Here is a 13,197-nt window from a genome sequence, read left to right as displayed (position 1 = left end):
GCGCCGCTTCGCGCGATCCCGGCATCACGGTCGGGCCTTGAGATCCTCCAGCGCCAGGTTCAACGTCATCACGTTGACCCGGGACTGGCCGAACACGCCCCATTGCGGGCCCAGCGTGTTGGCCTGCACCAACGCGGCGACGCGCTCGGCCGGCAGGCCACGGCTGCGTGCCACGCGGGCCACCTGCACCTGCGCGGCGGCCGGGGAGATCTCCGGGTCCATGCCGGCGCCGGACTGGGTTACCAGATCGCCGGGCACCTGCGCGGCAGGCACGCCTTCGCGTGCGGCCACCGCCGTGATCGCCGCCTGCACCCGTTCCTGCAGCGCCGGGTTGCTGCGCGCCATGTTGCTGCCGGCCGCGGCCATCGGGTCATAGTTGGCCGCCGAGGGCCGCGCCTGGAAGTAGCCATCGCCGACGAACGGCTGGGCGATAAGCTGCGAGGCACGCACCTGCCCGTCGCGGATCAGCAGGCTGCCATCGGCCTGCGCCGGGAACAGCAGCCGGCTCACGCTGGTCGTGGCCACTGCATAGGCCAGGCCGAGCAGCAACAGGCTGCTCACGCCGAGCACGAGGGCCGGGCGCCAGGCGCTGTCCTGCTGCAGGTGGAGGGAGGCGGCCGCGCGATTGCGCGCCGAACGGGGAACAGAAGCAGCTAACGAGCGGTTCATGCGCCGAACACCGAGACAAGGAAGAGGTCGATCAATTTGATGGCCGCAAACGGCAGCAGCACGCCGCCCAGGCCATACACCAGCATGTTCCGGCGCAGCAGTGCGGTCGCCGTGGCCGGGCGGAAGCGCACCCCGCGCAAGGCCAGCGGGATCAGCGCCGGGATCACCAGGGCGTTGAAGATCAGCGCCGCCAGCACCGCATTGCGCGGGCTGGACAAGTGCATCACGTTCAGCGCCGCCATCGCCGGCAAGGTGGAGGCGAACAGCGCCGGCAGGATCGCGAAGTACTTGGAGACATCGTTGGCCAGCGAGAACGTGGTCAGCGCACCGCGGGTGATCAGCTGCTGCTTGCCCACTTCCACCACCGCCAGCAGCTTGGCCGGGTCCGAATCCAGGTCGACCATGTTGCCGGCCTCCTTGGCGGCCTGCGTGCCGGAGTTCATCGCCAGCCCGATGTCGGCCTGGGCCAGCGCCGGGGCGTCGTTGGTACCGTCGCCGACCATCGCCACCAGCCGCCCACCGGCCTGCTCGGCGCGGATGCGGGCCAGCTTGTCTTCGGGGCGGGCCTCGGCGATGTAGTCGTCCACACCGGCTTCGGCGGCGATCGCCGCAGCGGTCAGCGGGTTGTCGCCGGTGATCATCACCGTGCGGATGCCCATCGCGCGCAGCTGCGCGAACTTCTCGCGCATGCCGTGCTTGACCACGTCCGACAGCTCGATCACGCCCAGCACATGGCGGCCTTCGCACACCACCAGCGGGGTGGCACCGTTGCGCGCCACCTGTTCCACGCGGCCCGGCAGCTCCGACGGCACGGTCCCGCCCAGCTCACGCACATACGCGGTGATCGCATCGGAAGCGCCCTTGCGGATGCGGCGGCCGCCGTCCAGATCCACACCGGACATGCGGGTCTGCGCAGAGAACGCAAGATAGTCCGCACGGTCCGGCTCGGCGGTGGTGCAGCCCTGCTCACGCGCGAGACGCACGACCGATTTGCCTTCCGGCGTCGGGTCGGCCAGCGAGGACAGCAGCGCTGCTTCGCGCAGCTGCGTGGCATCAATCCCCGCCAGTGCATGGAAGTGCGTGGCCTGGCGGTCGCCATGGGTGATCGTGCCGGTCTTGTCGAGCAGCAGCACGTCCACGTCGCCGGCCACTTCCACCGCCTTGCCGGACTTGGCCAGCACGTTGGCGGCCAGCGCCCGGTTCATGCCGGCGATACCGATGGCCGGCAGCAAGCCGCCGATGGTGGTCGGAATCAAGCACACCAGCAGCGCGATCAACAGCAGCGGATCGACCTGCACACCAACGAACGCACCGATCGCCGGCAGCGTCGCCACCACCACCAGGAAGGTCAGCGTCATCGCCGCCAGCAGCAGGGTCAGGGCGACCTCGTTCGGGGTCTTCTGGCGGTTCGCGCCTTCCACCAGGGCGATCATCCGGTCCAGGAAGCTGTGGCCCGGCTCGGCGGTGATGCGCACGATGATCTGGTCGGAGAGCACCTTGGTGCCGCCGATCACGCTGCTGCGGTCGGTACCCGCTTCGCGCAGCACGGGGGCCGATTCGCCGGTCACCGCCGCTTCGTTGATGGTGGCCAGGCCCTGCACGATCTCGCCATCGGCCGGGATCAGTTCCCCGGCACTGACGATCACATGGTCGCCCGGGCGCAGTTCGGCCGCCGGGACCTGGGTCTCGCTGGCCCCGGCATGCGCGGCCGCCAACCGGCGCGCGCTGAGGTCCTGCCGGGCGCGTCGCAGCGAGGCGGCCTGGCCCCGGCCGCGCGCTTCGGCCACCGCCTCGGCGAAGTTACCGAACAGCACCGTCAGCAGCAGGATCGCGGTGACCGCCAGGCCGAAGCCCAGCGGCGCATTGCCGGTCAGCGTGACCAGGGCGCTGACCACTGTGCCGACCATCACCACGGCCATCACCGGGCTGTGCAGCAGGTGCCGGGGCGAGAGCTTGATGACGGCGTCGCGCAGGGCACGGCGCCAGCCGGCGCCGTCGAGCAGGCGCTGGCGGCGATGGGAAGAAACGTTCAACGGATACGTACTCATGGAAGGCGGTCTCAGTGCAGCGTCAGCGACAGGTGATCGGCGACCGGGCCCAGCACCAGCGCCGGCATGAACTGCAATACGGTGAGGATGACGATCAGCGCGATCAGGGTCAGCGCGAAGGTCGGGGTTTCAATCTGCAGCGTGCCGGCCGATTCCGGCGCCCGCCGCTTGGCCGCCAGCTGCGCGGCCACGATCAACGGGATCACCAGCACGGGGTAGCGGCCCAGCAGCAGCACCAGGGTGCAGCTCAGGTTCCACCACACCGTGGCATCGCCGAGGCCTTCAAAGCCCGAGCCGTTGTTGGCGAACGCCGAGGTGTACTCGTAGAACACCTGGCTGACGCCGTGGAAGCCGGGATTGGAGGTGCCGGTGATCGACGGGATCGCCAAGGTCAACGCGGTGAAGCCCAGGATGGTGATCGGCTGCAGCAGCACCAGCAGCGCGAGCAGGCGCACCTGCGGCGTCTCCAGCTTGCGACCGAACAGTTCCGGGGTGCGGCCGGTCATCAGGCCGGCCAGGAACACGCCCAGCAGCAGGTACACGATGAACTGCTGCAGCCCACAGCCGATGCCGCCCCAGATCGCATTGACCAGCATGTTGACCATCGGCACGGCGCCGGCCAGCGGGCTGAGCGAGTCATGCATGCCGTTGACCGAACCGTTGGATACCTGGGTAGTGATCGCGGCCCACAAGCCCGTGCCATCGGCACCGAAGCGCACTTCCTTGCCCTCCATCAGCAGCGGGCTGGCCGCAGTGGCCGAGTGGCCTTCCAGCCACACCGTGGCGGCGATCGACACACTGGACATCGCCAGCATGCAGCCGAACACCAGCCCGGCCAGGCGCTTGCGCCCGGTGAAGGCGCCGAGCATGAAGATCACCGCGATCGGAATCAGCAGGATGCCGATCAGTTCCAGCGCGTTGGACAGTGGGGTTGGGTTCTCCAGCGGCATTGCGCTGTTGGGGCCGTACCAGCCACCGCCATTGGTGCCCAGCTGCTTGGCCGCGACCATCGCCGCGACCGGCCCGAGCGGCAGCTTCTGCGTGTCCATGCCGGCCGAGGCGTCGATCGGCGTGGCCTGCGGACCGCCGGCGAGGGTGGCGGGCACGCCCTGGCTGGTCAGCAGCAGCGCCCACAGCAGGCACAGCGGCAGCATGAAGCGCACGCTCGAGCGCACCACATCGGCGTAGTAATTGCCCACATCGACGCGGCGGTCCGCACTCAGCAGCGCAGCCTGGTCGGCCGGCACATCCTCGGGGCGCGCGCCGAACAGCGCACGCAGGGTGGCCACCACCAGCGCCAGGCCCATCATCGGCGTCACCACCTGCAGCCCGGTGATCGCGGTCATCTGCGAGAAGTACGACAGCTGCGCCTGCCCGGAATAGTGCTGCTGGTTGGTGTTGGTCAGGAACGACACCATCGTATGCAGCGCGGTATCCCAGCGCATGTTGGGGATCTGGTCCGGATTGAACGGCAGCCAGGCCTGGGTCATGAAGACGGCCTGCACCAGCACCGCGATCACCACGTTGCTGAGCAGGAAGGCGCCCACGTAGCCACGCCAGGACATGCCGCGCGCCGGGTTCACTCCCAGCAGCCGGTAAAGGGGTTTTTCAACCAGCCCGAACAGCGCATCGCCACGCATTGGGCCACCGCGCATCAGCCGGGCCAGGTACAGCCCAAGCGGAAAGGCCAGCACGATGCTGGCCAGCAGGATCAACAGGATCTCGGTCATGGTCGGCTCCGGTCAGAAGGTTTCGGGCCGAAGCACGACGTACAGCAGATAGGCGGCGGCAACGAGCACCAGCACGCCGCACAGCAGGGAAAGCCAGGCAGACATGGTCGTGGCCTCAAACGCGGGAAAGGGAGCGCACGGTGCGCGGGGCGCCGGCAGGAAAGACAGACAGATACGGGCTCATGGGACGTCCAGGTGGAACCACTCCACGTCAGGCGCTCATGGTCTGCCTGCACGGCATAAACGCTCCACGCCCGAAACCGGCGCCCCGCGTAAAAAGTGCATAAAAAAGGCGGCCCCAAGGCCGCCTTCGTTTCAACGCCATCGCACCTCCGCCCTTACCCGCGCGGATCGCTCCCCACACCCTTGAGCAACCGATAGCGCTGCAGCGTGCTCTCGATCTCCACGTCCAGCGCCCGGCGCTGCTGCTCGAACGAGGCCTGCATGCGCCGCTGCGTCACCAGCTCGGCATGCCGCTGGCGGATGCGCTCGGCCTGTTTGTCCGGCACCGGCTGCCCATCCAGCTCGCGGTTGCCCGCACTGGCCAGCAGGGTGACCAGCGCATCACGCACGCTGGCCACGTTGTAGCTGGCGGTATGGATGTTGTTGTCCAGGATGCCGCTGCGCTCGGCGAACACTCGGCGCAGGTCGTCCTCGCTCTCGTACGTGGCCAGCATCGCCTGCTCGGTACGCTGGCGGGTCTGCTCGGCGGCCAGGTCCAGGCGCTGCTGCGCGGCCTGCGCCGCGGCATCGGCGCGTTCCTCGTCGGTCAACGCGCGCTGCACTTCCCCACTGCGCATGCCGCTGCGCAGGTTGAACTCCTCGCGCGCACTGTTCACCGCCTCCTGGGGCAGGGCATCACTGCAGATCCGCTCGCTGCCCTTGTTCCAGCAGTACAGCTTCTTCGGCGCTGCGTCGGCCGCGCGCTTCTGCGCCTGGGCAGGCAACAGCGGCACGGCCAGCAACAGGCCGACAACGGTGAACGTGGCAAACCTGGACATGGTGAAAGCCCCCTGCTCTCAACGCGTAGGACGGCTGCCGTAGCGGGAACGATAGTCCTCCAGCGGCTGCCGGTAGCCCACAAGTTCCGGATTTCCGGAGGCAAAATCAAGCAGGTCGGCCAGCGTGGCCACGGCGACCACCGGAATGCCGGCTTCTTCGGCCACGGCCTGCGCGGCCGAACGGCGGTCGGTTTCCGAGGCGATCTCCTGGCGGTCCAGGGCCACCACGATGCCGGCCGGGGTGCCACCGGCGCCCTTGATGATCGCCAGTGCTTCGCGGATCGCGGTGCCGGCGGTGATCACGTCATCGACGATCAGCACGCGCTTGCCATTCATGTCCGCGCCGATCAGGTTGCCGCCTTCGCCGTGGTCCTTGGCTTCCTTGCGGTTGAACGACAGCGGCAGGTCGCGGCCGCGCTGGGCGAATTCACAGGCGGTCGCGGTGGCCAGCGGAATGCCTTTGTAGGCCGGGCCGAACACGACATCGAACTTCAGGCCGGTCGCTTCCACGGCATCGGCGTAGCAGGCCGCCAGCTGGGACATGCGCGCGCCGGAATCAAACCGGCCGGCATTGAAAAAGTAGGGGCTCAGACGGCCGGACTTCAGGGTGAACTGGCCGAAACGCAGGGCATCGGCGGTCAGGGCCAGTTGCAGGAAACGGTGGCGATGGTCGCTCATCAAGACTCAATTCAATTCATTTGGAGCGCAAATCGTAATGCATGCCCGCACTTTTCCGCTCGCCGGGCCCTGCGGCCCGGTGTCGCACGGGCTGGCGAGACGGCTTCGCCAGATGGCCGCAGGCGGTAATGCCGTCCGTTTCCAGCCAGCCCCTGCAAGGGCCGAAACGGTATGCTCTTGCGGGTATCGTTCCAGACCCGGGTCAGCATGCGCATCATCAGTTTCAACGCCAACGGCATCCGTTCCGCCGCCACCAAGGGCTTTCTCGAGTGGTTCCGCGCCCAGGACGCCGACGTCCTGTGCATCCAGGAAACCAAGGCCCAGGAAGACCAGCTGACCGACCCGATGTTCCGCCCGGACGGGCACCACTGCTTCTACCGCGACGCCATCACCAAGAAGGGCTACAGCGGCGTGGCGATCTACAGCAAGCGCGAGCCGGACCAGGTGATCACCTCGCTGGGCTGGGCCCCGTTCGACGATGAAGGCCGCTACATCGAAGCCCGCTACGGCAACCTCAGCGTGGTCTCCTTCTACATCCCCTCGGGCAGCTCCGGCGATCTGCGCCAAGGGTTCAAGTACGAGGTGATGGAGTGGCTGCGCCCGATCCTGGCCGGCTGGCTGGCCAGCGGCCGCGACTACGTGCTGTGCGGCGACTGGAACATCGTGCGTTCCGCGCTGGACATCAAGAACTGGAAATCCAACCAGAAGAACTCCGGCTGCCTGCCGCCCGAACGCGACTGGCTCAACGGCCAGTGCGTGGATGCCGACCAGGCGCTGGACATCGCCGCCGGCCAGGGCTGGACCGATGCCTACCGCCTGCTGCACCCGCAGGGCGAGGACTACACGTGGTGGAGCAACCGCGGCCAGGCGCGTGCCAACAATGTCGGCTGGCGCATCGATTACCAGTTCGTCAGCCCGGGCCTGCGTGACCGGTTGCGCAGCTGCTCGGTCTATCGCGATGAACGCTTCTCCGACCATGCGCCGTTCACGGTGGACTACGCCCCATGACCGAAGCGGTCGAGCCGGTGTCCTACAAGGGGTGGGCGGGGATCAAGCGCGCCTTCGGCACGCCCTCGGCGCTGACGATGGCCTTCCTGGGCTTCGGCAGCGGCCTGCCGTTCCTGCTGATCGCCTCGCAGACGCTGTCCACCCGCCTGCGGGATGTCGGCCTGGACCTGGGCAGCATCGGGCTGATCAGCCTGGCCAGCTTCTTCTATCTGATGAAGTTCGTCTGGGCGCCGCTGATCGACCGCTACGCGTTCCCGTTGATCGGCTTCCTCGGCCGACGCCGCTCGTGGCTGCTGGCCTCGCAGATCGGCGTCACCGGCGGGTTGTTCGCGCTGGCCTTCGTCCGGCCCGAACTCGGCGTCACCCCGCTGGTGCTGTGGGTGCTGGTGGCTTCGTTCGCCGGTGCGACCCAGGATTCGGTGGTGGACGCCTACCGCATCGAGATCGCACCGGAGAGTGCCCAGGCGGCACTCGCCGCGACCTATACGCTGGGCTATCGCATCGGCCTGATCCTGGCCGGCGCGGGCGCGCTGTACCTGGCCCAGTTCGAGAGCTGGATAGTGGCCTACCTGGCCATGGCTGCGTTGATGATCCTGCCGATCATGACCACGCTGCTGTGCCGCGAGCCGGAGCAGCCCGAGGTGCGCATCCAGCGCCGGATCGATTTCTTCGGCGCGTTCTGGCAGCCGATCGCCAGCTTCTTCAGCACCAATGGCGTGGTGCTGGCGCTGGTGCTGCTGGCCTTCGTCGGGCTCTACAAATTCCCGGACCAGGTGATCGGGGTGATGGCCGGTCCGTTCTATCTGGATTCGGGCTTCACCAAGGCCGACATCGCTACCGTCTCCAAGCTGTTCGGCGTGTGGATGGGTATCGGCGGTGCATTCCTTGGCGGCATCGCGGTGGCTGCATTCGGCTTTCGCCGCATGTTGCTGGTCGCCGCGCTGGGCGTGGCGCTGTCCAACCTGGCGTTCCTGCTGATGGCGCACAATCCGGGCCAACTGTGGGCGTTCTATGCGGCGCTGAGCGCGGACAACCTGTTCCAGGGCTTCGCCGGCACGGTGCTGGTCGCCTTCATGTCCTCGCTGACCGACCGCAACTTCACCGCCACCCAGTACGCGCTGCTGGTCTCGCTGGCCAACCTGCCGGGCAAGTTCGTCGGCGGCGTCTCCGGTTACATCGTGGAGGCGAGCTCGTACAGCACCTTCTTCATCCTCAGCGCCACCACGGTCATCCCGACCCTGCTGCTGCTGATCTGGCTGTGGCCACGGATCCGGGACCGCAGCTCGGCCTGAGTGGTTTGCGTGCCGGCAGAGCCTGATGGATCATGCCGGCACAGTCGCCGCGGGGTTGGCGGCGCGCCAACGGGGAGAACGATGGCTGATCTACTGCTGCGGGATATGGACCCGCTGTTGCTGGAACGTATCCGCCGCATCGCAGTGGCGCGTGGCTGGTCCCGCGAGGACACCTGCGTGGCATTGCTGGAACAAGGCCTGTTCGCCAGCGAACTGGAGGTCCGCAGCGGCTTCCACGATCCCGAAGTCGATGCGCTCGCCGATGCCATCGCGGCACTGCAGGCGCTGCCGGACGCGCAGGGGCTGTAACGGCGGCACGCGCCGAGCCGCGCATCGGCGATCACCGCCGCACGCAGCGCCCGCCGCTGTGGCGCCTCAGGCCGGGTGGATCGCCCCGAGAATCCGAGGTCCGCGCGCGCCACTCACGCTCGGCAGATTGCCCGGCAACCCGGCCAGGGTGCGCTGCGCCAACCACGCAAACCCCATCGCTTCCAGATAATCCGGATCCAGCCCGTGCACCGCGCTGGACTCGATCACCACGCCCGGCAGGCGTGCGCCCAGGCGCCGCAGCAATTGCGGATTGCGCACGCCACCGCCGCACACCAGCACCCGCTGCGCGCCCGGCAGGTGCGCCAACAGCGCATCGGCCACCGTCGCGGCGGTCAGCTCCAGCAGGGTCGCCTGCACATCCGCGCCGGAGACCTGTCCCTCACCCAGTTGCGCCTGCGCCCAGTCCAGGTGGAACTGCTCGCGCCCGGTGCTCTTGGGCGGCGGCAGCGCAAACCACGGATCGGCCAGCCACCGCGCCAGCAGCGCCGTATCGACCTGGCCGCTGGCCGCGAATGCCCCGTCGGCGTCGAACGGTTCGCCGCGGTGGCGCTGGCACCAGGCATCCATCAGCGCATTGGCCGGGCCGGTATCGAAGCCGCGCGGGGTGCCCTGGCGCGGGATCAAGGTGAGATTGCCGATGCCGCCCAGGTTGAGCACGGCGCGGTCTTCGTCGCTGTCACCCAGCATCGCCAGGTGGAACGCCGGCATCAGCGGCGCGCCATGGCCGCCGGCGGCCACATCGCGGCGGCGGAAATCGGCCACGGTGGTGATGCCGGTCAATTCGGCGATGCGGTTGGCGTCGCCGATCTGCATCGTGAAGGCAGGATCGGCCAGCGGCCGATGGCGTACGGTCTGCCCGTGCGAACCGATGGCGTGCACCTGGGTGCGGTCGATGCGCGCGCTGTCCAGCAGCCGGTTGGCAGCCGCGGCGAACGTGATCCCGACCTCGGCATCGAGCCGGCCCAGCGCGTCCAGCGAGGTGATCGTGCCGCCTTCGCCCAAGGCGATCAGCTCGGCGCGGATCGCCGGATCCCACGCGTGGGTCAGGCCATCGACAAAGCGGCAGCCGCCCTCGGCGGGGAACTGCACCAGCGCGGCATCGATGCCGTCGGCGCTGGTGCCGGACATCAGGCCCAGGTAGAGCGGGGTGGTGGGATCAACAGCAGAGGTCATGGCCAGGCGGTCCAACGGGTTGCATGCAGCTTCCGCGCAACCCGTTGCCGCCGTCAATCGATGCGATCAGCCGCGGTTGGATTTGACCGGCTTGCCGGCCTTCGCGGTGGCCGTATCGGCCGACGTGGCAGCCGGCGCCGGGCTGGCGTCGGCGTAGATCAGCTTCTCCATGCCCTGGATGCGCGCCAGTGCCGGCGCGGTCTGCGCACGGAAGGCGGCCAGCTCGGCACCCTGCAGCGGCTCCGGCGGCGGCATCGTCACCGACAGCGGGTTGCGGTGCACGCCGTTGACGCGGAATTCGTAATGCAGGTGCGGGCCGGTGGCCATGCCGGTCGAGCCGACGTAGCCGATCACGGTGCCCTGGGCCACGCGCTGTCCGGTCTTGATGCTGCCAAAGCGCGACATGTGCCCGTACAGCGTGGTGTGGCCACGGCCGTGGTCGAGGATCACCACGTTGCCGTAGCCGCGCTGCACGCCGGCGAACTGCACGCGGGCATCGCCGGCGGCCATGATCGGGGTGCCGGTGCGCGCGGCGTAGTCCACGCCCTTGTGCATGCGCATCTTGCCCAGCACCGGGTGCTTGCGCGCGCCGAAGCTCGAACTCAAGCGCGCGAACTGGATCGGCATGCGGATGAAGCTCTTCTTCAGGGGACGGCCGCTGGCATCGAAGTATTCGGACTTGCCGTTGCGGTCGAAGCGGAAGCCGCTGTAGGTCTTGCCACCCGAGCTGAAGGTCGCCGCGAGGATCTTGCTGGTGTCCACCTTCTCGCCTTCGCGCCAGGTTTCGTCCATCACCACGCTGAAACGGTCGCCGGGCTGCAGGTCCTTGGAGAAGTCGATGTCGTACTTGAAGATCTCGTCGGTCATCGTCGCGATCGCCGAGGGCGAGAGCCCGGCCTTGCGCGCGGCGGCGTACAGCGAACTGGTGATCTCGCCACTGGCGACCACCCGGCGGGTCGAGGTCTCGCGCTTGCTCACCGTCTCGGTGATCTTGTCGCCGGCCAGGGACAGCTCGACGCGGTTGTCGGCATCGCGGTCGAAGCGGATCGTGCGCAATTCACCGGACAACGGCAGGTCGAAGGCGATCTCCGCGCCGGGGCGCAGCTTGGTCAGCGACTCGCGCACACCCGGGTGCTCCAGCACCTGGTGCATCACCGTGGCCGGGATCCCGGCCTGGTCGAACAGATTGCTCAGGGTCTGGCCGCGCTGCACGCGCAGCACCTGCCAGCTGTCGCCGGGGGTCTGCTGCTGGCGTTCCAGCGACAGCGGCGGCAACGGCAGCGCCAGGGTCGAATGGCTGACCGAGTAGGGCGAGTCGATGGTGTGCGAGAAGCCCGGGACGATCGTGGCCACCAGGGCGCCGATGGTGGCGAACAGGCTGGCGTGCATCCAGTGGCGGCGGGTCCAGCGCTGGTTGAAGGCCGCGGGAAGATGCTGTTTGAGCTTCCGATGGAGGGCGGTGTCGTGGAGGACGTGGAGACGTTCCTTGAAGCGCTGCTTGCGCGCGCGGCCTTGATCGGAATTGAGCATCGTCGGTCTGTTCCTGGCTGGCCCGGGAGCGCGGGCCCAAACGTCGGTAACATAGACAGGTATAAATACCGCGTCAAACCCTTGTGCCTATTGGCTTTTGTGAAGCACCTGCGGTTAACTTGTACTTAACGTCATTCATATAAATAAGGCATTGCCGGGAGTTGTCACGTGTCCTCGATTGAAGAAGCCATTGCCCTGATCGGGCGAGGCGCCGATGAGATCCTCAAATCCGACGAACTGCGCCAGCGTCTGGAAAGCGGCCGTCCGCTGCGGGTCAAGGCCGGCTTCGACCCCACCGCCCCGGACCTGCACCTGGGCCACACCGTGCTGCTGAACAAGCTGCGCCAGTTCCAGGACCTTGGCCACCAGGTGATCTTCCTGATCGGCGACTTCACCGGGATGATCGGCGACCCGTCCGGCAAGAACGTCACACGCAAGCCGCTCACCAAGGAAGATGTGCTCGCCAACGCGCGTACCTATGAGGACCAGGTCTTCAAGGTACTGGACCGCGAAAAGACCGAAGTGCGCTTCAACTCGGAGTGGTTCGGCAAGATGGCCGCCGCCGACATGATCCGCCTGGCCGGCCAGCACACCGTGGCGCGCATGCTCGAGCGCGACGACTTCGCCAAGCGCTATGCCGCCCAGCAGTCCATCGCGCTGCATGAGTTCCTGTACCCGCTGGTGCAGGGCTACGACTCGGTCGCACTGGAAGCGGACGTCGAACTGGGCGGTACCGACCAGAAGTTCAACCTGCTGATGGGCCGTGGCCTGCAGGAGCACTACGGGCAGAAGCCGCAGATCGTGCTGACCATGCCCCTGCTGGAAGGCCTGGACGGCGTGGCCAAGATGTCCAAGTCGCTCAACAACTATATTGGTATCAGCGAACCGGCCATCGACATCGTCACCAAGACCATGAAGATCGGCGACGACCTGATGTGGCGCTGGATCGAGCTGCTCTCCTTTGATATCAGCCAGGCCGAGGCCAAGGCGCTGCGTGAGCAGGTCGAGGCGGGCGGGTTGAACCCGCGCGAGGTGAAGCTGCGCCTGGCGCGTGAGCTGACCACCCGCTTCCATGACGCCGCCGCGGCCGAGCAGGCCATCGCCGGCTGGAATGCCGCCGTGACCGGGCAGGGCGATGTGACCCTGCTGCCGCTCCAGGAAGTGACCATTCCGGCCGAAGGCCTGCGGATTGGTGCGCTGCTGACCGCTGCCGGGCTCACCCCGAGCAACTCCGAAGCGTCCCGCAAGCTCAAAGAGCGTGCGGTGAAGGTGGACGGCGAGGTGGTGGAGGACGCCCAGCAGGTGTTCGCGCCCGGTTTTGAAGGCCTGCTGCAGGTCGGCAAGCGCACCTTCGCACGCGTCCTGCTGGTCGCGGCCTAAGTGGCACAAGGGGTCCGGGCGATCCGGCCCCCTTCCAGCATGAATGGGAGGGAGGCGACGTGAAAAAATGTCGCTTACCCCCTTCACAAACGATGCGGATAGGGACATACTTTCCCTCCCCCGACGCAGGGGCCACCGCAAGGCGGCAACCGCGAAGGATCAGGACTTCAACTTCTTCGAAAGAAGGTGTTGACGGAAACGAAAAGCCTGACATAATAGGCGGCTCGCTTCGACGAAAAGACCTTCGGGTCGCACGACGAAGCAGCGTCGGCAACAACGTCTCACTTCGGTGAAACGGCCTTGAAAAAAGGTGTTGACGAGGCGGAAAAGCCGGCTATAATGGGCGGCTCGCAACGAC

General features: G+C 67.4%; 13 protein-coding genes. 4 read left to right on the top strand and 9 right to left on the bottom strand.

What is annotated here, in order from left to right; translation table 11 throughout:
* Nucleotides 1-24 precede the first annotated feature (24 nt).
* The 6 genes from kdpC to pyrE all read right to left on the bottom strand — a co-directional run bounded on the left by kdpC (nt 25) and on the right by pyrE (nt 6,126).
* Entirely contained in the window at nt 25-669 is a 645-nt protein-coding gene (gene kdpC / locus PV764_RS17185) for a potassium-transporting ATPase subunit KdpC (RefSeq protein WP_399619986.1), read from the bottom strand.
* Complete coding sequence (gene kdpB / locus PV764_RS17180) at nt 666-2,717, bottom strand: potassium-transporting ATPase subunit KdpB (protein ID WP_026069899.1); 2,052 nt, start codon at nt 2,715-2,717, stop codon at nt 666-668. The genes kdpC and kdpB overlap by 4 nt, the downstream gene beginning before the upstream one ends.
* Before the next feature lie 11 nt (nt 2,718-2,728).
* Entirely contained in the window at nt 2,729-4,447 is a 1,719-nt protein-coding gene (gene kdpA, locus PV764_RS17175) for a potassium-transporting ATPase subunit KdpA (RefSeq protein WP_399619990.1), read from the bottom strand.
* A 12-nt stretch (nt 4,448-4,459) separates the two neighbouring features.
* Entirely contained in the window at nt 4,460-4,552 is a 93-nt protein-coding gene (locus tag PV764_RS17170; protein WP_019183961.1) for a potassium-transporting ATPase subunit F, read from the bottom strand.
* A 233-nt stretch (nt 4,553-4,785) separates the two neighbouring features.
* Nucleotides 4,786-5,448, bottom strand: a complete 663-nt coding sequence (locus tag PV764_RS17165; RefSeq protein ID WP_046272986.1) for a hypothetical protein — start codon at nt 5,446-5,448, stop codon at nt 4,786-4,788.
* 18 nt (nt 5,449-5,466) lie between these two features.
* Nucleotides 5,467-6,126 carry an orotate phosphoribosyltransferase gene (pyrE, locus tag PV764_RS17160; protein WP_046272987.1) on the bottom strand — a complete coding sequence of 220 codons (660 nt, stop codon included), beginning with the start codon at nt 6,124-6,126 and terminating at the stop codon, nt 5,467-5,469.
* A gap of 207 nt (nt 6,127-6,333) precedes the next feature.
* Between pyrE and PV764_RS17155 the strand changes: the two genes are divergently transcribed.
* The 3 genes from PV764_RS17155 to PV764_RS17145 all read left to right on the top strand — a co-directional run bounded on the left by PV764_RS17155 (nt 6,334) and on the right by PV764_RS17145 (nt 8,735).
* Nucleotides 6,334-7,134 (top strand): exodeoxyribonuclease III, encoded by an 801-nt coding sequence (locus PV764_RS17155; RefSeq protein ID WP_019183958.1) that lies wholly within the window; start codon nt 6,334-6,336, stop codon nt 7,132-7,134.
* Entirely contained in the window at nt 7,131-8,426 is a 1,296-nt protein-coding gene (locus tag PV764_RS17150; protein WP_341986997.1) for an AmpG family muropeptide MFS transporter, read from the top strand. Before PV764_RS17155 ends, PV764_RS17150 begins: the two co-directional genes overlap by 4 nt.
* Before the next feature lie 81 nt (nt 8,427-8,507).
* On the top strand, nt 8,508-8,735 hold the full coding sequence (locus PV764_RS17145) for a hypothetical protein (protein ID WP_019183956.1): 228 nt from the start codon (nt 8,508-8,510) through the stop codon (nt 8,733-8,735).
* 66 nt (nt 8,736-8,801) lie between these two features.
* Here PV764_RS17145 and PV764_RS17140 read toward each other — a convergent pair whose 3' ends face one another.
* Nucleotides 8,802-9,929 (bottom strand): anhydro-N-acetylmuramic acid kinase, encoded by a 1,128-nt coding sequence (locus PV764_RS17140; RefSeq protein ID WP_399619998.1) that lies wholly within the window; start codon nt 9,927-9,929, stop codon nt 8,802-8,804.
* 66 nt (nt 9,930-9,995) lie between these two features.
* A complete protein-coding gene (locus PV764_RS17135; RefSeq protein ID WP_046272990.1) occupies nt 9,996-11,459 on the bottom strand; it encodes a M23 family metallopeptidase in 1,464 nt (487 codons plus the stop codon).
* Between the two features lie 168 nt (nt 11,460-11,627).
* Between PV764_RS17135 and tyrS the strand changes: the two genes are divergently transcribed.
* The gene (gene tyrS, locus PV764_RS17130) at nt 11,628-12,839 is read left to right on the top strand and encodes a tyrosine--tRNA ligase (RefSeq protein ID WP_019183953.1); all 1,212 of its coding nucleotides are present in this window, start codon (nt 11,628-11,630) and stop codon (nt 12,837-12,839) included.
* Nucleotides 12,840-12,998: 159 nt separating this feature from the next.
* On the opposite strand, the gene PV764_RS17125 is transcribed toward tyrS, so the two are convergent.
* Nucleotides 12,999-13,197: hypothetical protein (locus PV764_RS17125; RefSeq protein WP_421117157.1), on the bottom strand; the 199-nt coding region annotated here is incomplete at its 5' end.

Origin of the sequence: Stenotrophomonas sp. AS1, from assembly GCF_048957655.1 — a bacterium.
Taxonomy (GTDB): Bacteria; Pseudomonadota; Gammaproteobacteria; order Xanthomonadales; family Xanthomonadaceae; genus Stenotrophomonas; species Stenotrophomonas bentonitica_A.
The sequence above is the reverse complement of the archived record's forward strand: the minus strand, read 5'-3'. Positions and strand labels throughout refer to the sequence as shown.